The organism is Alicyclobacillus fastidiosus (assembly GCF_026651875.1).
GTDB classification, from domain to species: domain Bacteria; phylum Bacillota; class Bacilli; order Alicyclobacillales; family Alicyclobacillaceae; genus Alicyclobacillus; species Alicyclobacillus fastidiosus.
Map to the genome: position 1 here is coordinate 4763230 of NZ_CP104067.1, position 22209 is coordinate 4785438.

The 22209-nt window shown below is 53.8% G+C and carries 23 protein-coding genes; 7 read left to right on the forward strand and 16 right to left on the reverse strand.

The features are described from left to right. Positions 1 to 26 precede the first annotated feature (26 nt). The 4 genes from NZD89_RS23340 to NZD89_RS23355 form a co-directional block, all read right to left on the reverse strand. Positions 27 to 413, reverse strand: a complete 387-nt coding sequence (locus NZD89_RS23340) for an MFS transporter (RefSeq protein ID WP_268005078.1) — start codon at positions 411 to 413, stop codon at positions 27 to 29. A 69-nt stretch (positions 414 to 482) separates the two neighbouring features. Then, positions 483 to 1349, reverse strand: coding sequence for an MBL fold metallo-hydrolase (locus NZD89_RS23345; protein WP_268005079.1), 867 nt, complete (start codon positions 1347 to 1349; stop codon positions 483 to 485). 14 nt (positions 1350 to 1363) lie between these two features. Further along, positions 1364 to 2512, reverse strand: a complete 1149-nt coding sequence (dgoD, locus tag NZD89_RS23350; protein WP_268005080.1) for a galactonate dehydratase — start codon at positions 2510 to 2512, stop codon at positions 1364 to 1366. 17 nt (positions 2513 to 2529) lie between these two features. Beyond that, a complete protein-coding gene (locus NZD89_RS23355) occupies positions 2530 to 3477 on the reverse strand; it encodes a sugar kinase (RefSeq protein ID WP_268005081.1) in 948 nt (315 codons plus the stop codon). A 138-nt stretch (positions 3478 to 3615) separates the two neighbouring features. Here NZD89_RS23355 and NZD89_RS23360 point away from each other — a divergent pair, with 138 nt between their 5' ends. The 3 genes from NZD89_RS23360 to NZD89_RS23370 all read left to right on the forward strand — a co-directional run bounded on the left by NZD89_RS23360 (position 3616) and on the right by NZD89_RS23370 (position 5706). Then, positions 3616 to 4383 (forward strand): IclR family transcriptional regulator, encoded by a 768-nt coding sequence (locus NZD89_RS23360; RefSeq protein WP_268005082.1) that lies wholly within the window; start codon positions 3616 to 3618, stop codon positions 4381 to 4383. Between the two features lie 224 nt (positions 4384 to 4607). Beyond that, positions 4608 to 4910, forward strand: a complete 303-nt coding sequence (locus NZD89_RS23365; RefSeq protein ID WP_268005083.1) for a hypothetical protein — start codon at positions 4608 to 4610, stop codon at positions 4908 to 4910. Positions 4911 to 4929: 19 nt separating this feature from the next. Next, positions 4930 to 5706, forward strand: coding sequence for an IclR family transcriptional regulator (locus NZD89_RS23370; RefSeq protein WP_268005084.1), 777 nt, complete (start codon positions 4930 to 4932; stop codon positions 5704 to 5706). 30 nt (positions 5707 to 5736) lie between these two features. Here NZD89_RS23370 and NZD89_RS23375 read toward each other — a convergent pair whose 3' ends face one another. After that, on the reverse strand, positions 5737 to 6849 hold the full coding sequence (locus NZD89_RS23375; protein ID WP_268005085.1) for a cupin domain-containing protein: 1113 nt from the start codon (positions 6847 to 6849) through the stop codon (positions 5737 to 5739). Between the two features lie 40 nt (positions 6850 to 6889). Further along, positions 6890 to 7738: a fumarylacetoacetate hydrolase family protein gene (locus NZD89_RS23380; protein WP_268005086.1), complete on the reverse strand. Its 849-nt coding sequence runs from the start codon at positions 7736 to 7738 to the stop codon at positions 6890 to 6892. Between the two features lie 361 nt (positions 7739 to 8099). On the opposite strand from NZD89_RS23380, the gene NZD89_RS23385 reads away from it, so the two are divergent. Continuing rightward, positions 8100 to 10337: a type IA DNA topoisomerase gene (locus NZD89_RS23385; RefSeq protein WP_268005087.1), complete on the forward strand. Its 2238-nt coding sequence runs from the start codon at positions 8100 to 8102 to the stop codon at positions 10335 to 10337. Positions 10338 to 10486: 149 nt separating this feature from the next. Here NZD89_RS23385 and NZD89_RS23390 read toward each other — a convergent pair whose 3' ends face one another. The 9 genes from NZD89_RS23390 to NZD89_RS23430 form a co-directional block, all read right to left on the reverse strand. After that, positions 10487 to 11467 carry an aldo/keto reductase gene (locus tag NZD89_RS23390; RefSeq protein ID WP_268005088.1) on the reverse strand — a complete coding sequence of 327 codons (981 nt, stop codon included), beginning with the start codon at positions 11465 to 11467 and terminating at the stop codon, positions 10487 to 10489. A 69-nt stretch (positions 11468 to 11536) separates the two neighbouring features. Next, positions 11537 to 12376: an urease accessory protein UreD gene (locus tag NZD89_RS23395; RefSeq protein WP_268005089.1), complete on the reverse strand. Its 840-nt coding sequence runs from the start codon at positions 12374 to 12376 to the stop codon at positions 11537 to 11539. Continuing rightward, positions 12373 to 12981, reverse strand: a complete 609-nt coding sequence (gene ureG, locus NZD89_RS23400) for an urease accessory protein UreG (protein WP_268005090.1) — start codon at positions 12979 to 12981, stop codon at positions 12373 to 12375. Before ureG ends, NZD89_RS23395 begins: the two co-directional genes overlap by 4 nt. Before the next feature lie 10 nt (positions 12982 to 12991). Then, entirely contained in the window at positions 12992 to 13678 is a 687-nt protein-coding gene (locus NZD89_RS23405) for an urease accessory protein UreF (protein WP_268005091.1), read from the reverse strand. An 11-nt stretch (positions 13679 to 13689) separates the two neighbouring features. Beyond that, complete coding sequence (locus NZD89_RS23410) at positions 13690 to 14133, reverse strand: urease accessory protein UreE (RefSeq protein ID WP_268005092.1); 444 nt, start codon at positions 14131 to 14133, stop codon at positions 13690 to 13692. Between the two features lie 46 nt (positions 14134 to 14179). Beyond that, on the reverse strand, positions 14180 to 15892 hold the full coding sequence (gene ureC, locus NZD89_RS23415; RefSeq protein WP_268005093.1) for an urease subunit alpha: 1713 nt from the start codon (positions 15890 to 15892) through the stop codon (positions 14180 to 14182). After that, positions 15889 to 16524 (reverse strand): urease subunit gamma, encoded by a 636-nt coding sequence (ureA, locus tag NZD89_RS23420; protein ID WP_268005095.1) that lies wholly within the window; start codon positions 16522 to 16524, stop codon positions 15889 to 15891. The genes ureC and ureA overlap by 4 nt, the downstream gene beginning before the upstream one ends. A gap of 13 nt (positions 16525 to 16537) precedes the next feature. Further along, positions 16538 to 17287 (reverse strand): hypothetical protein, encoded by a 750-nt coding sequence (locus tag NZD89_RS23425; protein WP_268005096.1) that lies wholly within the window; start codon positions 17285 to 17287, stop codon positions 16538 to 16540. A gap of 113 nt (positions 17288 to 17400) precedes the next feature. Then, a complete protein-coding gene (locus NZD89_RS23430; protein ID WP_268005097.1) occupies positions 17401 to 18123 on the reverse strand; it encodes a cysteine hydrolase family protein in 723 nt (240 codons plus the stop codon). 509 nt (positions 18124 to 18632) lie between these two features. On the opposite strand from NZD89_RS23430, the gene NZD89_RS23435 reads away from it, so the two are divergent. After that, entirely contained in the window at positions 18633 to 19394 is a 762-nt protein-coding gene (locus NZD89_RS23435) for an isochorismatase family protein (RefSeq protein ID WP_268008593.1), read from the forward strand. Positions 19395 to 19581: 187 nt separating this feature from the next. Here the strand turns inward: NZD89_RS23435 and NZD89_RS23440 are convergent, their stop codons facing one another. Next, positions 19582 to 20352: an IclR family transcriptional regulator gene (locus NZD89_RS23440; RefSeq protein WP_268005098.1), complete on the reverse strand. Its 771-nt coding sequence runs from the start codon at positions 20350 to 20352 to the stop codon at positions 19582 to 19584. 246 nt (positions 20353 to 20598) lie between these two features. On the opposite strand from NZD89_RS23440, the gene NZD89_RS23445 reads away from it, so the two are divergent. After that, positions 20599 to 21669: an LLM class flavin-dependent oxidoreductase gene (locus tag NZD89_RS23445; RefSeq protein WP_268005099.1), complete on the forward strand. Its 1071-nt coding sequence runs from the start codon at positions 20599 to 20601 to the stop codon at positions 21667 to 21669. A 38-nt stretch (positions 21670 to 21707) separates the two neighbouring features. Further along, on the forward strand, positions 21708 to 22205 hold the full coding sequence (locus tag NZD89_RS23450; RefSeq protein ID WP_268005100.1) for a flavin reductase family protein: 498 nt from the start codon (positions 21708 to 21710) through the stop codon (positions 22203 to 22205). Positions 22206 to 22209: the final 4 nt, after the last annotated feature.

Below are 22209 nucleotides of genomic sequence, written 5' to 3' on the forward strand. Positions count from 1 at the left end.
CCTCCCACACTTCTACCTTTGTACCGTTATGCACTGACGTCGCTTGCCGCTGTGCGATGGCGCTTAACGACAGCGGATGCGTCCTTCGTAAAGAGTTGTAGCAGCATCGCCACCACCGCAGCGGCGGCTGCCACGACGAATCCGACAATGTAGCCGCTCGACGTGCTCCAACCGCCTGCAGCCTGGATGAGCCACCCTTCCAGCGGCGCAGCAGGCACGCTTCCGAGAAATACGAGCATCAATAGAAATCCCATCGCAGAACCGGCCGCTTTCGGCGCATGATCCGCCATCATCGCGTACTGAACTGGAAACACCCAGGCGACGATGAAGCCTACGAAAATAGCACCCACGAGGAACATAAGATACTCACAATTTAGGTTGCGCTGCGTATACGATGGGCGCGATGATTGCATTGGCTTGCCCCCCTAGTCGTCAGTTAAGCGTTTTCCACCGAGATGACCCGACACGACACGCTGCCGTCGTCAGGGAAAGTACACGAACCGTTCACCGACGGCGGACATATGAAACTTCAAGTCGCGGTGCTCGTGAAACAAGTAATCGACCAGATGCGAAGGATTGTCGCGGTTGTTCGGGAACATATCGTAATGATTCGGCATCATTAAATCGACTCCGATGTCGACCGCGAAGTCGATCGCCTCACGCGCTGTCATATTTCCCACAATCCCGCGTTTTGAGCGAGCGTAATCGCCGCCATTGATCGGCAGCAGTGCGATTTGCGGGCGTATCCCGCGCATGGTTTGAACGAGAGCGTCCGTGATGACGGTGTCGCCGCTGTGGTAGATACAGACGCCTCCGATGCGCATGACATACCCTAGATACAGATGATCCCCTGCTGCATCCGTCTCATAGGCCGTGTGAGCTGCGGCGACAGGTACTATCTCAACCTCCCCGACTTGAATCGGCTCTTCGGCACGCGCCAAAACGAGGGCTTCCTCGGCAACTCCACACGCCAAGAGAAGGTGAGCATGGGGAGCCGGGAGGACAAAGCGAGTCGTCGATGACGCGCGGTGAAGTTGAGAAATGGTCGCCAGGTCCATGTGATCGTCGTGATGATGGGTCAAAAGGACCACGTCGACAAGGGACAAGTCCTCCGGCTGAAGCGGCGGATCGTATTCTCGAACAAATTCGGTGGTCGGATCGTTGACCTCAATCGACCTCGTCAGATACGGATCTACGGCGATGGTGGGGACGTTTGCCCCACGACTCGCCGCCCCCTTCACCAACACGCCAGCCTGCCCAAGGTTCCAAAGCGCGACTGCACCAAGGGGCACGGCAGTGCTTTCAATTTCTGCGCGCAATGGAGCGCTCTGTCGATACACTTTCGACATTGGAAATTCCCCCCTCACCATTCGGCAACCGTTCCGTCTTCGTTGCGCCACACTGGATTCTTCCAGTTGTGACCTTCCTCCGCGGCCTTGCGAACGTACGCCTCATCGACTTCGATTCCCAGTCCCGGCTGATCTGGGAGCGCAACAAACCCGTTCTCGTAATGAAACACCGTTGGATTTGCTAAATAGTCGAGCAAGTCATTTGTCTTGTTGTAATGAATACCTAGGCTCTGTTCTTGAATAAACACGTTCGGCGTACACGCGTCCATCTGCAGACAAGACGCCAACGCAATCGGCCCTAGTGGACAGTGAGGTGCCACCGTGACGTCATACGCCTCCGCCATGGTGGCGATCTTCTTCGATTCAGAAATCCCACCCGCATGGGACAGGTCTGGTTGAATGATGTCCACATACCCATCTTCAAGCAGATTTTTGAAATCCCAACGCGTATACATGCGCTCGCCAGTCGCGATCGGCGTCGAGGTGTGCCTCGCAATCTCGCGTAGCGCCTCGTTATTTTCCGAGAGTACTGGCTCTTCGATGAACATCAAATTGAACGGTGCCAGTTCTTTGGCGAGGACTTTCGCCATCGGTTTGTGAATGCGGCCGTGAAAGTCGACGGCGATGCCAAAGTCTCGACCTACGGCATCGCGCACGGCTTGCACGCGTTGCAAAACCTCGTCGACCTTGACATACGAATCGATGAAGTGCATCTCTTCCGATGCGTTCATCTTAATCGCGGTGAACCCCAACTCCCGCTTCTCTCTGGCGGCTGCCCCGACGTCCGCCGGCCTGTCGCCACCAATCCAGGAATAGACGCGAACCTTGTCGCGGGCGCGCCCGCCAAGAAACTCATAGACCGGGAGGTTGTAGCGCTTGCCTTTCAAGTCCCAAAGCGCTTGGTCGATGCCGGCGATAGCGCTCATCAGAATCGGCCCTCCGCGATAGAACCCGGCACGGTACAACACTTGCCAGATATCTTCAATTCGGTTTGGGTCCTGCCCGACGATGTAATCTTCCATTTCCTTGACCGTCGCTGCCACAGCGGCAGCGTGGCCTTCCACAATGGGTTCACCCCACCCTGTCAGCCCGTCATCCGTCGTCAGTTTCAGAAATAGCCAACGCGGTGGGACAAGAAATAACTCCATCTTGGCGATCTTCACGTGATCTACCTCCTCGATTACCGCGAAACGGTCGTTCTTTGTCCTGTCATAAACGCCACGAGTTCGTCGCGCCTTGGCAAGGTCTCGTAATCCCCCTTGCCGCAGACTGCCATTGCGCCAAGGGCGCAGGCCCTTCGAACCGCGGCTTCGGTATCCAGATGATCCAATAGACCTGATAGAAGTCCTGCGGCAAACGCGTCGCCTGCCCCGACTTCATCTACCAGTGCGACTTCAAAACCGTTTACGTACCCTCGTGAGTCGGCCGTTCGATAGTAGGCGCCTTGCGGGCCGAGTTTGACCACCACGAGTTTGGCGCCGCGAGACATGAACGAATCGGCGATGTCCTCGGGCGTCGACAGCCCCGTCAAGGTCCGTCCCTCGTCGATGCCAGGCAACACGATATCCGCATAACTGGCGATTTCCAACAGGGTCGGAACTGCCTCGTCAATCGACCACAGTTTATAGCGAAGATTGGGATCAAAAGAGATTTGAATTCCCTTGCACCGCGCTTCCTTCAACAAGGCCGCGACGGTCTTCCGATTTTGTGCGCTCAGCGCTGGCGTCACACCTGTGACGTGAAAGAACCGGGCCGCGTGAAGCAGGGATTGATCGATATCCGTATGGCGTATTTCACTGGCTGCAGAATGTTTGCGGTAATATTGAACATTTGTTCCGTGCAGCCGAGTATGCTCTTTGAAGAAGACACCCGTCGAGCGGGATTCGTCGATTCCGACACCGGACACATCCACGCCTTCACCGCGAAGCGTTTTCAAGACATACCGGCCAAAGCCATCCGAACCGACCTTACTCAGCCAGGAGACCTGGTGTCCGAGCCGAGCCAACGCAATCGCAACGTTCGATTCCGCCCCAGCAACATGCTTGGTGAACGTGACAGCCTGCTCCAAGGAGTCGCCATCGTCCGGTGTCAGTAACACCATGCTTTCACCAATCGTCACGACATCCACGGGGTCACCTCCTTAAACGCTTTCACTTTGTTTCCATATAGGAAACGTTGTTTCTATTGTATCTATGAGATAATATAAATTAGACACAAGAATTCTACAAGTCGCATTTTTTATTCCGTTCTGCAGAAGGTGAGCGCTGTGAATAAACCGTTGAAAGACACTTCACCCTACGGGACTTCCGTCCTGAAGAGCGTGGATATCCTCAAATACATGGCCGATCAACCGGATTCAAAAGGAGTTAGTGAAATCGCGCGAGATCTCAACATGAACCGTGCAACGGTGTACAAACTGCTGGAGACGTTGCAACTTGTGGGGTTTGTACACAAAAAACAGAGCGATTCCACTTACACACTGGGGCCTGGATTGGCACGTCTCGCACATCGGGCGTTCGAACAGTTGGACATCTCATCTATCGCCCAGCCGTTTTTGGAGGTCCTCAATCGGGAGACGAAGGAAACCGTCCACTTGGGCATCGCGGACGAGAATATGGTGGTCTATGTCGCAAAGTTGGAGAGCACACAGGCTGTGCGCATGCACTCGAGGGTTGGGAATACCTCTCCGCTATACTGTACAGGAATCGGCAAAGCACTTCTGTCCACCTGGGGTGAAGAAGCGCTGGACCACTACCTGCAGAATACGGAGCTTCGGCGGTACACGCCCTCCACGATTACGGATTCAGCGACACTGCGAACCGCATTGCGAGAAATCCGCAAAAATGGATACGCGATGGACAACTGTGAGCACGAAGACGAAGTCCGTTGTATCGCGTTCCCTCTGTATAAGGACGGCGTCCTATACGGGGCGTTTAGCGTGACGGCGCCAAGTTATCGGATGGATGATGAAACCGTGAATCGTTATATCCCCCTGATGAAGACGTGCCAAGAAAAGATTTTAGCCGCGTTGTGACGGCTTGAGACCCGACTACACGTTTTTGCTTGTAAGGATTCTTGACGGCCATTTTCGCCAAGTTTATCGCTTTAGCTAGAATCAAAGTGGAAGCGCTCGGTTGAGGAAATTGGACGAGATTTCAATGAATCTCTGAGATACAGGTGGTATGATTCAAGCTGTTTCGCCACGGTGAACTTCCTGGCGACTTGAATCCCGTTTACGATGTAGAGGAAGAGTGCGTAATGAGATCTTTAATTTCGGTTTCAGATGCTTGTGAAATGGCGGTGTCACACATGGCGGGTCTGATTCATGCCGACCCGAGTGAAGGTAAGTGGATCATTGACGAATGTCGCTTAGCAGCCTTTTTCCACGATTCTAGTTGGTATCCCGAAGGAATGAATTTTGCTTTCAACGGAGATGTACCATTAGTATATCGCGCCGTTGTGCTGTACAAATCACCAGGCAGACTCTCAAAACAAGAAGTGCGAATGATCATCTCAGTCGATGCGGAAACTGGGGCGTTCAGAGGCTATCAACCTGCGTAGACAGGACTTGGAGGTTCTCATGAGAGACGTAAATATCAATTCCATCCGGGCTTTGGACCGGGCTATCGATATTCTCGAGACGTTCTCACTCAATGCGCCCAGTCTGTCCATTGATGAAATTGTACGGGCCACCGAACTTCCAAAGGCGACAGCTTATCGACTCCTTTACACCATGGAACGCCGAGGCCTGATTCAATACGACGAATCGACGCTTCGCTATCGCTTGGGCCTTCGCCTCCTGAAGTACGGCGGTCTCGTCACGGCTTCGCTCGATTTGCACAATGAGGCCGAGGAAATTCTCGTCGAATTGTTTCGGGAAACGCAGCAGACTGTACTCATGACCGTGCTCGAGGGCACCGAGATGGTCTACGTCTTCCGCCAGGAAACCCCTGAAGGACTCAAAGTGTCATCCTACGTAGGACAGCACCGCAGACCGACGTTCGGCGTGATGGGTCACATCATGATGGCCTATATGCCAGAAGACGAGCTGGCAAACTTGCTCTGTGAACCCATCCCGCAACTGACGCCTAATACCATCACGGACCCAAAAGCCTTGCGCGACCAACTGGCTCTTGTCCGTGAACAGGGATATCTCATCGATATCGAACAGACGACCGTCGGCGTGAATGGCGTAGCCGCACCTGTCTTCGGCTACCGCGGAGAGTTTGTGTGTGCCGTCGGCGTGATCGGCCCTACCGTACACTTCAGCGGCGAAGCACTCGAGCAAGCCAAGCAAAAAGTGATTACTGCGGCAACCCGCATCTCATCGCGCATGGGATACCGCGCATCACGCTAGCAATTCTCACTGTTTCTAGTACGGCGCAGGCTAGGGAAGCAGCGGTTCAAACACGTCATGCACGGTTTGGTGACCATCCGACGCGCTCAATTCTTCTTCTCGCTCAAATCCAAACGCCTCCATAATCGGCAGGTCGTTAACGGAAAATAGATAGGATTCCGAATCATGGGACGCATTTACATGTTCGTGCCAAGTCCACGCCGGCACCGCGAAAAAGTCGCCTTCCTCCCAATCGAACCGCGTACCGTTCATCACCGTGTAACCACTTCCCGCGTGCACGTAATACACGTTGCTGTGGACGTGTCGGTGAGCCTTCCCCTGGAATCCGATCGGCAGTTTCGTCATCCGCGCGCCGATTCGACCATCTGCGTCTTCCCCGGTAGCTGGATTGATGTACTCCACCGTGTAGCCATCATGCGGGTCCGCCTCAAATTCACTCATCCCATCCAGCGTCTTTTGCGTCAAGTCCCAGCGATACCGCCCGAGTGGAGAGATCTGCGCCTTTCGATCCGACACCGGCCGCACCATTCCTCCGCGATAGCGTCTGGCGCTGTAATCGTCTGGCAATTGAAGTGGTTGCTGTTTGTCGGGATGAAACTCTGTGAAGCAGACGTTGAGATACATCGTGAATGGGGTGTCAAGACAATCCATCCACGTCACCGTCTCCTCTCCGTCGTTGGTGTGGTCGTGCCAAGTCCAACCTGGCGTGATCAGATAGTCACCCGGTTCGAATGGAAATTTCTGCCCCTCCACACGCCCAGACGCGCCGCTCCCACTCATGATGAATCGCAGCGCAGACGTCGTATGCCGATGCGCGGGTGCAACTTCTCCTGGTTTTACTGCTTGAACCGCGACATATAACGTCTGCGTAGCACCACCCCAGCCAAGCGGCTGAAGGTCCTCCATCCCGGGATTGATGAGAAATACCGCACGTCTCTCCGCACCCTTGCCCACTTCGAGCAATTCCTCAGCACGGGACAAAAACTTTTGAATCAACGATGCCTTCCAAAGATACGGAATCGGCTTGGCCATCGGTTCGACTGTGTTTAAGTATTGAATGGAAGACCACAGTGGGCCAAGATGATTCTCTGCCATCTCTTTGTGAAGCACTTCGAGTTCATCCGTTTGCGCCTTACTCTCCATATTTGTCCCCTCCTCAGATAGATGGACAGCTCGCACAGGGTCACACGCCAGGCCGATAGTCTACAGATACCGAGAATTCACCGATGCGCTCAATTTGAATCCGCACCGTGTCGCCCGGTTGAACCGGTCCCACACCTTCCGGAGTACCCGTGGTCACAATATCTCCCGGCTCCAGCGTCATCACGTGCGACGCCACTTCGAAAAACTTGTAGCAGTCATAGATCAGATCCCGTGTGTTCGCTTGTTGACGAACCTCCTGATTCACCCAAAGCGTAAACGACAATTGGTTTGGATCCTCTATTTCGTCTTTCGTGACAATCCACGGTCCAACGGGCGTGAACGTGTCAAACGACTTGCGCATTGGACGGTCTTCCTTCCCTCGCATCGTCATATCCATCAGTGCAAAGTATCCGAAGATGTAGTCAGCCGCCTCTGCATACCGCACATCCTTTGCCTGTTTGCCGACGACAAAGGCAAGCTCTGCTTCATGGTCAAACCTTCTGTCCCGGTAAGGCAACAACACGGTGTCATTGGGTCCGATGATAGATGATGACGCTTTCAGGAAGAACCCAAGTTTCTCTACTGTGAATTCAGCGTTCTGAAATTGAGCGTTCATCTCATCTTGATGCAGATAGTAATTGACCGGTGCAGCGACGATTTTCGAAGGATTGGGAACAGGAGGACGCAAGGTTACCTGTTGGAGCGGAGTTGGCGGCGCACTCGACAGGGCTCGCTCAATCGCAGGTCGCCATTTCTCATATTGGGACATGAACGAGACCAATGACGCTTGGGGCGTCTTCGGATTCCACTGGACCAACTCACTGACGTCCACAATCCCGTCGCCCTTCACAATACCGAGCCTGTTATCGTCAAACAATGCAATTTTCATTCCAACCCCTCCACTTACACCGCGACTTAGTTCATTAGTTGAATTGAACGATTCATATTTCGATTATACGCAAACTGGAAAAATGATGTCAATTTATTCTGACTAGTAAGACGGAATTAGAAAATGAGTTGTTTCCATCAAGGAACCCACTGATAGAGCAGCGGAAACGTTGAAAGCTCCGTCAACACAGTTGACGGGAATTTTGAAAGTCTTACTCTGGTCAGCGCAAGGGTCGCGAGATCTGGCGGATGGCGTTCTCCAAAACGAGACTAGACTTGCCACCTCGGTTCTGGCACGATTGCACAGTCAAGGCAAGCTGGTATATCAATAGAATTTAGAACCAAAACGGAGTGGATCCGCGATGAAACTGATGATCGCCGAAAAGCCGTCTGTCGCCCGTGACATCGCTGGCGTGATCGGTGGTATCAAGCGACACCAAGGATATGTGGAAGCGAATGGCTATACCATCACGTGGGCCGTTGGCCATCTCGTTACCCTGGCCGATGCACAGGAATACGATGCCAAATATAAAAAGTGGAACATCGGAGATCTACCTATCGTCCCGAAGGCATTCCGGTTAAAGGTCATCGAATCGAGTGCGGCGCAGTACAAAATCGTCGCCTCTCTCTTAAAACGAGCTGAGGAAGTCATCGTCGCGACCGACGCCGGGCGCGAAGGGCAACTGATCTACGAGTGGATCGCCCGCTCCGTCGGATTCAAGGGCCCGGCCAAACGCCTGTGGCTGTCGTCGCTCACAGAGGAGGCGATTCGCCATGCGATGCGGCGCTTGAAGAGCAATGCGGAGTATAAAAACCTCTATTACGCTGGTTTTGCTCGCGCGCAGGCCGATTGGCTCATCGGGATCAACGCGACGAGGGCCCTCACTACCCACACGGGCACCCTGCTGACCGTCGGTCGAGTGCAGACTCCCACGCTCGCCATGATCGTCCGCAGAGACCTCGAAATTGAACACTTTCGACCAGAGCCGTACTTCGAACTAGACGCCACTTTTTCACACGTCGAGGGGGAGTACCGAGGCAAGTGGATGAATGGAGACAAGACAACGCGCTTTCGTCGACGAGAGGACGTCCTGTCGGTACTCGCGAAAGTCGAAGGACGGCTGGGTACGATTGTACAACTTGAACAAAAGGTGGTGAAAGAACAGCCGCCTCAGCTATTTGATCTCACGTCGCTACAGCGAACAGCGAATCAAAAATACGGTTTCACTGCCGACCAGACACTCAAACTGGCCCAATCCCTGTACGAGACGCACAAGGTGCTCACCTATCCACGTACAGATAGCCGTTATCTGTCAGACGATATCGTTGCGACCTTGCCTCGGCGCTTGAGCGCTGTCGCCAAGACGTTTCCAGAGTTGGCGAAGCTCGTTCCCGACGTATTGCATCCGACAAAAAAGGTGGTCAACGCCTCCAAGGTGAAGGACCATCACGCGATTATTCCAACTGAAAAACCCGCTTCGACGGCACTGCGACACGACGAGCGCAAGATCTATGAGTTGGTGGCCAAACAGACCGTGGCAGCCCTGCATGAGCCCGCCGAGTGGGCTTCTACGACGATTGTCACTGCGGTCGTCGGAGAGTTGTTTAAGACCACGGGGCGCGCTCTCTTGAAAAGTGGCTGGAAAGCAGCTTTCGGGTTAGAAGACACCCACAACCAGAGCAAATCGTCAGAGGATGAAGATTTACAAACCACGTTGCCGACTGTGAAAAAAGGGGACGAAGTTCAAACGCAACAAGTTGTGGTACTGTCGAAACAGACCAAACCCCCGGCGCACTTTACCGAAGCGTCGCTCCTGTCTGCTATGGAGAATGCGGACAGACAGATGGATGATGAAACGTTGGCCGAGGCGTTAAAAGAACGTGGATTGGGTACTCCAGCGACACGCGCGTCGATTATTGAAAAGATCAAACGAGACGGATATGTCCGAGTTCACAAGCGCAATCTGACTGCGACTGAAAAAGGGCGCGCATTGATCGACGCCATTGACGTCGATGCACTCAAGTCGCCGGAAATGACGGGCGACTGGGAGCACCGCCTCGCTCAAATTGAGTCGGGAACGTACAGCGTTCGGCAATTCATCAGTGAAATTAGCGATTTTACCGGGAAGGTCGTCGAAACCATCCAGCGTACCAAGGTCGATTTCTCGTTTCACACACAATCCCCTCATCGCGATGTCATCGGAACGTGCCCGTTGTGCAATGGAGAGATAGTGGAGACCAAAAAGTCGTACGGATGCGCGAACTGGAAGCAAACCGGGTGCAAATTTGGCGTTTGGAAACAGATTTCAGGTCATACCCTGACGAAGGCGCAAATGAAGGATCTTCTCCAGAAAAAGAGAACCCGCTCACTCAAATTTACGAGCAAGGCGGGTAAATCGTTCCAGGCGCATTTAACGCTGCGTCCGGATGGCAAAGTGGAATTTGAATTCGCAAAGGCATCTGGTTCAAATAAGCGGCCAAACCGCAAGCGCTCGGCGCGTGGTTTAGGGAATCCAGAACAAAATGGGGGTGTCCCAAAAGGGTCGTACCAAATCATCCAGTCCCAACATCATATAGAAAAGCCTCCAAATCCACAGTGAAAGTGGAGATGGAGGCTTTTTAAGGAATTCTTAATCAAAGTGGGGCTTCAAAAATCCAAAATTTACTTTTGGGACACCCCCATCATCATACCGCCTTTGAACTACTCGATGACCCAAAGGTCTCTGTTGATAGGCATGTCAGTTGATGGTTACTTGAACCCGAGCACAGGGTGAGGTACATAGGGAGCTTCCAAGCTGGAAATTTCTTCGGGCGTAAGCGAAATGGACAGAGCTGCCACCGCGTCATCCAGGTGGTGCATCTTCGTCGCTCCCACAATCGGCGCGGTCACGGGCGACTTCTGCAGCACCCAGGCGAGTGCGACCTGTGCTCGCGGGACACCGCGATTCGCCGCCACCTCCGCGACCCGTTCAACCACTCGCTTGTCCGCCTCGGCTGTCGTGGCGTAGAGCGTCTTGCCAAACTCGTCTGTCTCCGAACGCGCACTCGTTTCATCCCAATCTCGTGTCAACCGCCCACGTGCGAGCGGACTCCATGGGATGACGCCGATCTTCTCCGCTTCACACAGCGGCAGCATCTCGCGCTCCTCCTCGCGGTACAGGAGGTTCAAGTAGTTCTGCATCGATACAAAACGCGTCCAGCCGTTTTGGTCTGCGATATGTAATGCTTTTAAGAACTGCCACGCATACATCGAGGAAGCGCCGATGTATCTCGCCTTCCCCGCCTTGACCACGTCGTTCAACACTTCCATCGTCTCTTCGATGGGGGTGTAGTAGTCCCAGCGGTGGATTTGGTACAGGTCGACGTAATCGGTGCCCAACCGCCTGAGGCTGTTGTCGATCTCGCTCATGATCACCTTTCGCGATAGTCCAGCCCCATTCGGCCCCGGGCGCATGCGACCGTGAACCTTCGTCGCGATGACCACCTCGTCACGATTCGCGAATTCCTTCAAGGCTCGCCCGACAATTTCCTCGCTGGTTCCATCCGAATACACGTTCGCAGTATCGAAGAAATTAATCCCTAAATCCAGCGCCTTGCGAATAAAAGGGCGACTCTGTTCCTCGTCGAGCACCCATCGATGGTTTCCCCGTTCGGGTACACCGTAGCTCATACAGCCAAGGCAAATGCGTGATACGTCGAGGCCCGTGTTTCCTAATTTTACGTAATTCATCCTGTCATCCCTCCTGGCTATCAGACGATTTGGATATCTTCTATTTTAAGCGCAATTGCGCCCGCTTTGCTATTTGGTCGCGGAGGAATCGTCAAACATCCGCCGCCCCTGGCCGTCACCTCCCGCGTGATACGAATGTACGGCGGCGGAGATGCGCTCAATCACATGTTCTACCAACTGAACTCTGCCACCCAAAATCCTCATGACAAATCCCGCGTGTTCAATCTGCGATAGACCCACTTGGATATCCATCTCGACGAACGATTCAATCACCTGGCGCAGGCCTTGTTCAAGTGGACGAGAAACGTCACCTAAGATGTATACACTTCCGAGCACCGGCCAGCCCTTTGCCCAGACGCGCCCTCGTCCAAGTGACTGCAAGCCGACCTGCAGACAGTCCCGCAAGACCAGTTGTGCATCTCGAAACGCGAGAGTGGTCAGCGACACCTGGTTACACGCGAGCGCATCCGGAGGCGTGTCCTGACCGTGGACAAGGATGTCAGACATCGTCACCTGTGCACCTTCCGACACGTGCACGGACGTGGTGGATGCATAGGTACAATTTGGGTACGGAATCACGACGTTTGGCTTCATCGTCAATCGACTTCCCGGCTCCAGCATGACAGTCGTGCGTTGAGTCGCTCCAACCGCCCCTGGTAGCAATTTCGCATACGATTGAAAACCGACGACCGCGCTCGTTCCTTTGCCTAGCACGAGGCGTTGTTCATAACTGTCCCTATCCATACAGCCAGGACCGAGGTGAACCAGCTGGATTTCAGGGCAGTTGCCCGCTCCTCGATACACCGGTCGACTCGCGCGAAGAAGGCCGGAGAACTGCTGCCGTTCAACGACGGTCCTGCCACGCTCGTCGCGAAATTCCAGGTCGATGCGCCCCGTAATTTCCTTCACGGCCCCACCAGCATTGCGTTGTACTCAAGCCACTCCACCACCTCGACCAACCCTTCGCCTCGTAGCAAGTTGGTGAACATAAACGGCCTATCCCCGCGCATGCGCCTTGCATCGCGCGCCATGACGTCGAGACTCGCCCCTACGTATGGAGCCAAGTCCGTTTTATTGATGATGAGCAGGTCCGACTTGCAGATGCCTGGGCCGCCTTTGCGCGGTATTTTCTCGCCTTGCGCCACATCGATGATGTAAATGGCGAAATCGGCTAATTCCGGACTGAAAGTTGCCGCCAGATTGTCACCACCGCTTTCGACAAACACGACATCAAGGTCCGGGAATCGCGTTTCCAACTCGTCGATGGCCTGTAGATTCATGGTCGCATCCTCGCGGATGGCCGTGTGAGGACACCCACCTGTTTCCACGCCGATGATGCGCGCTTCTTCGAGAACCCCGTTGTGGATGAGAAACTCCGCATCTTCACGCGTGAAAATATCATTCGTGACCACGGCCATCTGGTACTTGCCCTGGAGCGTTCTCGTCAAACGCTCGACGAGAGCCGTCTTCCCCGCTCCTACCGGTCCACCAATTCCAATCCGAACGGCGTTCATGCGAATCCCCCTAAGACATAAACAGTCGACCATTTAAATATTTGTGGTTCATTTGAGCTACCTCCCACATCGCGGCGGCCGACGAGATATCCGCTACCTGACGCCCAGAAAGCGGTGGTGCCGCTGCAATCCACCCCCGGCCTGTGGCGAGAATTTGTTGGCCAATCGTTTGACCGATGGGAACGGCCCGAATCCCCGCCGCCACGAGGCCCGACAGTGCACTGTACAGAACCGCCTTCGTGGCGAAATCCTGCTCAACCCCCAAGTCTGCCGCCGCGACAGCTACTGCGATGGAGTGCGTCGCTTGGGCAGTGCCCGCCGACACTTTCTCCCAATACCTCTGCGTCATCCCCCGTTTGACGAGTCCGCTGAGCACTTGCAGTGAACGTTTGCCAATCTGAAGGGCGCCTCGCCTGGATTGCTCTGCCAACAGCGACGCACAGACGATTTCTGCGACCTCGAGGACGCCATCCTCGTCGAGTGCGTCAGCTCGTTCCCAAGCGATGTGCGCCGCCAGGCCGTCAAAGGGCAACAACTGCAGGTGAAACCAGTCGTCGAGCGCCTCCTGAAACGTCTTTGCATCGCAAATCCGCCCCTCTTCGATGAGCGTCTCTAAGCCAAAAGAGTGCGAGAACGCGCCGTTAGGAAAGTTGCCATCACAAATCTGGAGCATAAACAGGAAAGATTGAGAATTCATCGGCACCGCCTCTAATGCATGTGAGGTGCAAAGATATGTAGAAATGGTTGATCGAGCGTTCGTAGAACTCGTTCGCAAGGGATCTCCAAGCCCTGAAACAACGTCTCCAGCAACGGGTGGTACGCTACGATTATCTCGTCGTCGTAAATTTGGATGGGAATATGTCGATTCCCCAGTTGATGACCCGCTTCTGCAATTTGTTCAAACGTGGTCGGTCGAACGACGAGCACCCACTCCGGCACCACGCGGACAACGACGATGCAACCGTCCTCTACGAGGAGGACGTCACCTGGTCGAAGGATGGTGTTGCGCGGCAAGGACACCTTCACCTCGCGTCCGGACGCCGTCTTTTTACGAAAGACGCGCCGTGCGAGATCATCGCTTTCGAGCAACAGTTCATCGCGCGCGCAATCCGGAAAATCGTCTTCACGTCCTCGAATCGCGGTGACCTTCATCGCAAACCTCCTACTATGACCCGGACAACGATGAATGGACGTCATCTCAGAATAAAAAATAGCGTTGAGCCATCGGCAAGACGTCGGCCGGTTCACAGCTCAGCAATTCCCCGTCTGCAGTGACGCGGTAGGTGAGCGGATCGACTTCGATGAAGGGCTGTGCGGCGTTGTGAATCATCGACTGTTTACCGATGCTGCGGCAGTGCTTGACCGCGACGAGCCGCTTGTTGAGCCCGTACTCCTGTACAATCCCCAAGTCGAGTGACGCCTGCGAGACAAACGTGAGCGCCGTCGAAAACCTTGCCTTGCCCATCTGTCCAAACATCGGGCGATAAAACATCGGTTCTGGCGTCGGGATGGAAGCGTTCGGATCTCCCATATTGGCGAGCACGATGGCGCCCCCCTTGAGAATCAATTCCGGCTTGACGCCAAAAAAGGCGGGAGACCAGACGACGAGATCGGCAAACTTGCCAACCTCCACCGATCCGACGTGCGCCGCGATCCCGTGCGTAATCGCCGGGTTGATGGTGTATTTTGCGACGTACCGTTTCACGCGCGCATTGTCTGCCGCGCCGTCACCGGGGAGTGACCCGCGCTGTCGCTTCATCTTGTCGGCCGTTTGCCACGTACGGATAATTACCTCTCCGACGCGGCCCATGGCCTGCGAATCGGAGCTCATCATGCTGAAGACGCCGAGATCGTGAAGGATGTCTTCAGCGCCTATCGTTTCCGGGCGAATGCGGGAATCCGCAAAGGCGATGTCCTCAGGGATATTCGGATCTAAGTGGTGGCAGACCATCAACATGTCGAGATGTTCGTCCACTGTGTTCTTCGTGTACGGCCTCGTCGGATTCGTCGAGGAGGGCAGGACGTTTTGCATCGACGCGATGCGAATGATATCCGGCGCATGGCCACCACCTGCGCCCTCCGTATGGTAAGTGTGAATCGTTCTCCCGGCGATGGCAGCGATTGTATCTTGTACAAACCCGCCTTCATTGAGCGTGTCGGTGTGGATGGCGACTTGTACATCAAAGTCGTCGGCCACACCGAGGCAAGTGTCAATCGCGTGCGGGGTGCTCCCCCAGTCCTCGTGCAGCTTGAGCCCGATGGCGCCGGCCTCTATTTGCTCCGCGAGCGCCCGATACCCAGACGAGTTGCCCTTTCCCAGAAATCCGACATTGACGGGAAGAGCCTCTGCCGCCTCCAGCATCCGCCGGAGGTGCCACGCACCAGGTGTACAGGTGGTTGCCAACGTGCCTGTCGCGGGACCTGTCCCGCCACCCAACATCGTCGTGATGCCACTCTGCAGCGCTACGTCCACCTGCTGCGGGCTGATAAAGTGAATGTGGCTGTCGATGCCGCCCGCTGTGACAATCCTGTTTTCGCCCGCGATGACCTCGGTGCTCGCGCCAATCACCATCCCAGGTGTCACGCCGTCCATCGTCAAGGGGTTGCCCGACTTCCCGATAGCCACGATGTAGCCGTCCTTGATGCCGATATCCGCTTTGACAATCCCCCAGGTATCGAGGATGATGGCGTTCGTGATCACCGTGTCCAACACGTCTTCCGCTCTCGTCGCATAGGGGTGCTGCCCCATCCCATCGCGAATGGTCTTGCCCCCGCCGAACTTCGCCTCGTCCCCGTACACCGTGTAGTCGCGTTCGATCTCGATAAACAGCTCCGTATCGGCCAGACGAACTCTGTCGCCCGTGGTCGGCCCATACATGCCGCTGTAGGCCTCGCGGTCAACGCTATTCATCGCGGAGCGCCCCCATTTAGCTCGCCCCGAAATCCGTGTATCTTCTGCTCACCGCCGAATTGGACGAGGTTAACCTCCATCTCTACCCCCGGCTCGAAGCGAATCGCCGTTCCAGAAGGAATATCCAGTCGATAGCCCTGCGTGCCGTCTCTATCGAACTCGAGCGCGCTGTTGACCTCATAGAAATGGTAGTGCGAGCCGACTTGGACCGGCCTGTCTCCCGTGTTGCGGACCAGTCGCACCACCCTATCCCGCTGCGGCACCAACATAATCCCCTTCGCAGCACCGCCGTCGACGACCGTCTCCCCTGGTACGACAGCGGACGCCTCGCCGCGGATAGGCGAATGGACGGTCACCAGTTTCGTCCCGTCTGGAAACGTGGCCTCCACTTGTACCTCGTGAATCATCTGTGCGACGCCGGGCATCACGTCGTCCACGGACAGCACGTGCCGAGCCGACTCCATCAGTTCTGCCACCGTCTTCCCGGCGCGCGCCTCTTCGGTGACGTATGACGACAACAGCGCCACAGCCTCCGGATAATTCAATTTTAACCCGCGCTCTAATCGCTTGGCCGCGAGCTGTGCCGCCACGAAAATCAACAGTTTATCTCGTTCTTGCACGGTGAGGCGCATATGCGGATTCCCCCTACAGCAAAGTCGGTAACATCGTTGCGTATCCCAATGTAAAAATGACGCCCATCAGGAGGCTGTAGGTCGCTGTGGCGGTCCCAATTGTCCGCACCAGAAGGTGGTGTTTGCGCGCGCTCAAAAAGCCCGCAAGGCTGATGAGCGTGATCATCATGTGTGAGCACAGCAACCCGATGACAAACAGGAGAACGACGAGAAATCCCTTCGCGGGAGACGCCAGTCCGGAGGCAGTCGCGAACAGAAGCAGCTGCGTCGGCGTCTCCGCGCCAATTCCATGAACCACTCCAATCGAGAATGCCCCGCGAAATGACATGCGCATCGTTGGCCTTGACGATGCCGACTTCCGATGGCGGCTGCCGGCACGCGAGGTGAACCAAGAGAAGATGCTGTAGAACCCAATGAACAAGATCCGCCAACGGCTCACCACGACAAATTCACCGCGATTTCTGATGAGTGAGACAATTAAAAAAACAGATAAGACGAGGAGTGTAATTCCGACAAATCGCTCCATTACCCCGTCCACCCAGTGCGGCAACGTCCACCCCAACAAGACAGCCAGGGCACCGAACGCGATGATGACCACTTCATGCCCTATCGCGTACCAAAGTGCGAGCAGAAACCCGCATCGCTTATCCGATTCCCCTCCGACTAGGTCGGTGATGGCCGCGATATGATCCCAGTCTATCCCATGTCGAAATCCAAGTACGGCCGCCAACGTGATAAGGGCGAGGATGGTAGTTTGACTCACAACGTTGGTCCTCCCATTCAACAGGTAAGTTCATCTTACGAAACCGTTCGGGAGAACTCAAGTTGTTATGTCATGAAAGTTAACATATCAAATCATCAAACTGAGCTGCACATTCATCCTCTCTTGGGCGAATGTGCAGTTGTCATCCCCTTGTGGTCGCGATGGTGCTGCAACTCCTCCAACGATAAGACGTGAGCGTATTTTGCATTCAGGTCGAATAGGTTCGTGCAATGTGCAAAGTAGGATCTATCGAAACAGCAGTCTTCAATCACGAATGTCGCATACCCGTGGGAATGTGCGTCCACTGCGGAGGCACGTACGCACCCCGACGTAGAGACACCACAAACCACCACGGTATCCACACCTTCCCGCACGAGATAGGATTGCAATGGCGTCTCAAAAAAGGCACTGGCTTTCGTCTTCTCGAGAACGTACTCCCCATCAGATGGGCGAATCGCGGTAGGAAATTCATTATACCTACCCGTCATGTCCAGTCGTCTTTGCGATTTGACGGCACCGCCGACAAACTTGCTGTCGTACGGAGCCCCCCTGGTAAAGACGACCGGCAACTGGTACTCCCGAAAAAGTTGAAGCAGTGTTGCAATTCTAGGTAGGGCTTCCCAAGATGCTGGGCCGCATGCAGTGGGAAACTCCTGAATCGCCTGCTCGAGCGTCAGCCCCTCTGAACCCGTAAATCCGTATGTCACGTCGACGACCAACAATGCGAGACGGTTTCCTAAATCGATTTCCTGGTGGAATCCCGCTAGCGTATAGGTGGCTCTTTCCGACTCCGGGATCACTTCCATCCATTTTTTTAAAGTTGGTTGTGTGCTCATAGTTCATTTCCCCTCTGTGATTTAATGCGCCGTCTCCATGTCGTGCCAGAAGGTGAGTAGACGTTTTGACGATTCTGCATTTGTCTCCCCCTACTATGTTGTCTATTGGGTCGTCACCCAGGCGCTCAAGACGACTGGTCAAAATAACGCTTTAGCCCCTTCGTTCTGGAGTTCCTTCTGGTAGTGATTGGTATCCCCGGAATTGTTAATCAAACACCACCAAACTTATTCAAACCTACTCATTCATCGTTATTATAAACACCCTTCAGAATCAGTCAATGAATTATCTGAAATTTTAGATGTTGGCGGAACTTGCACTCTCGGGGTGATTTACGATGAAAGCAAAGTACGACGTGGTCAACCAGACGCCCAACCGCATACGAAAATTGACGCATGTACGAGCATGCATTAATTTAGGGATAACTCCTTTACTAGCTGATCGTGCTTTAGAATGTCATATGAATCGGTGATACCTGCACATCTGGAGGTTTCCTATCATTTTAGTTCCCATTAACGAAGCCGCAAAACTCCTCGGTATTTCCACAACCACGCTCCGGCGTTTGGAGAAGAATCGCGTCGTGAAAGGATACGGCGTGCAAGTCTATTACACACCAGGTGGGCAACGCCGATACTCTACCGAAGAAATTGAGCAATATTTCAAAAACAGGGGTTTTTCAGGGCGTTTTGGTTTCGGGGAGCGTCCAGTGCTGATTGTGATGGACTGTAATACGTCCTTTACGAGCAAAGAATCACCGATGCATGGTGAATGGGATAAAGAGGTAGAGCACATTCGTAACCTAGTGGACACCGCACATCAAACCAAATGTCCTGTAATTTATTCAAATTCGTATTTTAAAGAGGACGATCAAGCCTTACAAATCTTCATCAAGAAGGTACCCGGGATGGAGGCGTTGTCCACTTCCCCGGAGTCCATTCATCTAGACCCTCGAATCAAAGCGAAAAAAACAGATGTGTACATCTACACGAAGTACTTTTCCGTCTATTCGGACTCCAATCTTCTCGAAATCCTCCAAGAAGAGCGGTGTGATACTCTGATCATCTCCGGTTTTTCAACGAGTGGAGCCGTTCGCGCCGTGGCGACGGAGACCATCCAACACGCCATCCGTCCCATCATCCCAGCGGAGGCGGTCGGCGACAGAGATGAACTGGTGCATCGGAATAACCTCGCGGACATCGACAGGAAATTTGGAGACGTCATGCCGATTCACGAAGTCATCCGCTATCTTCATACGCGAAGCGCATCCCAATAAACTCGCTATGAGGTGGCATTTCAGCCGACCGACCATGGAATCGTGCCGACGCTGCTACGGCTATCCGCTGTCGAACCAATCACATGCCGTTAACGAAAAAGGGCCATTCACACTCATCTAAAATGCCCGGGGAGCAGCCCCGATTTCGTTTGACAAGCTTGCACCGCACACCCGTCCTAACATTTTTCTATGCCCGAACGAGGTACCCCAAATCCTTAGAGAGCTGATGCGCGGCGCTCTTCAGAGCCTGAATCAATCCCGAGTCAGCGTCAATGCGCAGCCCTCCCTGTGTCCCGACGACGACCAGAGCGGCCTGCAACCCACCCGACCTGTTGAAAACAGGTGCGGCCGCGGCTGCAATACCCGGGATATGTTCACCATCAACGGTCGCGTAACCCGCATCTCGAACGCGTTCTAACCTGTCGGCAAGAAGCGTGCGGTCGAGACCAAACCGCTCTATTTCCTGTTCTAACATCGGCTGAAGTCTGTCAACAGGCATGAACGCAGAGAAGATTAAGCCGGTCGCACTGTGAGTCAAGCTCACTCGACTTCCAACTTTGATGCCGATATTAACCGTGCGATCACTCTCTTGCCAGAGCAGAAAGAAAGGGCCACTCTGGCCCCAAATGCCGAGTGCGAACGTTTCATTAAATTGAGCCTGAAGCTCATCAATATATAATTTTGCCTGACTCCTGATGTCGAACTGCTCTGACGCGATTAAGCCGAGCAACAGAAGCTCGTTACCTAATGCATACTTCAAGTCTCGACCTTTGGATAAAAAGCCGATCCGGGTCAAACTCACTAAATACTTATGTAGTTTCGTTTTTGTCATTCCACAGCGGTTTGACAACTCCATCATGGACAGGGGCCTGCTCGATTCAGACACTGCCTTGAGTATCGCGTATGCCTGTTCTATCGATTGAATCCCTTGTGATTCCTTCCGGAACTCCGTGTTCAATACAATTCCCCTCGTGAAGCCAGCAGTTTTCTCCACTATAGCACATCAAAAACGCAAATTTTCCGTCTGCGGGTGCCGCGGTGATCGCGTGAATGCAAATCCATGTTCGTGAGTACGCTGCTCAATTTGTACAAAGCCCATATCGGTACATCACGATTGACAAACAATTAGAATCGTCATACGATTTTGAATGAGTTCATATATAGTGAATTCAGTTCACTATAATTAAAAAAGGGGATGTTTCGCATGAAGTTTGGCTATTTCACGCTTACAGACAACCCAGCCGAATACGGTAAGGAACGCAAGGACTCGAATCAGATGCTGCTCGACCTAGTCGAGCAGGCGATATACGCCGAAGAACTTGGATTTCACTCACTGTGGGTACCAGAGCATCACTTTTCGGTATTGGGGGTATTGCCTTCTCCATCGATGTTGCTGGCTCACGTGGCAGCGAAGACGCGCCATCTGCAACTCGCCCCCGCGGTGGTCCTATTGCCGGCGAGTCACCCAGTCCGCATGGCTGAGGAATACGCGCTGTTGGACTTACTCAGCAACGGTCGGGCCATCTTCTCCGCAGGGCGAGGCTACGATAAACGTGAATACGATGCGTTTGGTATCAACTTTCAGGACAGTCGAGATATTTTCTTTGAAGGACTGGACATCATTCAACTGGCGTGGACAAAGAAAGCGTTCTCATATGATGGGAAATTTTATAAAGTCCCTGAAATTAGCATCACACCGAGACCGGTTCAAGACCCGCATCCCCCTATCTATGTCGCCTCTTTTAGTCAACCCTCGTTAGAAAAGGCCGCAGAGATGGGAGAACACGTCATCTTTGCACCGTTCGCGGCAAACATGGTATTCGGGAGCATTGCAAATGCAGTGAACACATTCAAAAAGTCGTCGCAGGAACACGGCTTTGTAGATAAAAAAGTTAGGTGTTCCTACTTTTTGAATGTCACAGAAACAAAAGACGAGGCAGAAGAAACCAAACGCCGTATGCTCAAATACTTCCATGGAATCGTCCCGGCATTTCCATCAGACCCCACCACGGCTCCGCCACATATTCGTTACTTCATCGATATCGTCGATAGGTTACGTCAATTGCAGACGACCGACTTAAGCGATCAGACCATTATCGTCGGCGATGCTGAGTACTGCACGGAGGCGTTGAAGAAAGTGGAAGCGGCAGGCGTGGAAGAAGTCATCATCTATTTCGACTTCGGAGGTTTAAGTCACAAGGAGACATTGAAGTCGATGGAACGTTTTTCTAAACACGTATTGCCCCACTTCACCCACGATGTTGTAACCGCATGACGAGATGTATCGAATCCACCTCACAGGAGGGCACAAGTATGCAATCCACTGTAGCTAGTGTGGAGTTTCGCAAGGCGATGGGGGAATTCGCCACCGGTATCACCGTCGTCACGACCTTGGACGGAGAGCTTGTACGTGGGATGACTGCGAACTCCTTTACTTCTGTATCACTCAATCCGCCGTTGATTCTCGTCTCTGTGGATAAACGTGCAAATCACTTCCGCTACATCGCACATGCGAAACGTTTTGGCGTAAGCGTATTGGCAGCGCACCAGGAGGAGGTCTCACGACACTTTGCGGGTCACCCTAGCCACGAGATCGAATCTTCATTACGCTATACACAGTTTCAGGGAATTCCCGTATTAGAGGACTGCAACATGTGGGCCGCATGCCGCTTGTGGGCAACCTATGACGGAGGCGATCACGCTCTGTTCGTCGGTGAAGTTCTTTCGCATCATCGTACGGATGGGGAACCGCTGCTGTTCTATCGAGGCCAATACCGCGTACTGCATTCGAGTGCAAACGCATCTGTCTGAGAGG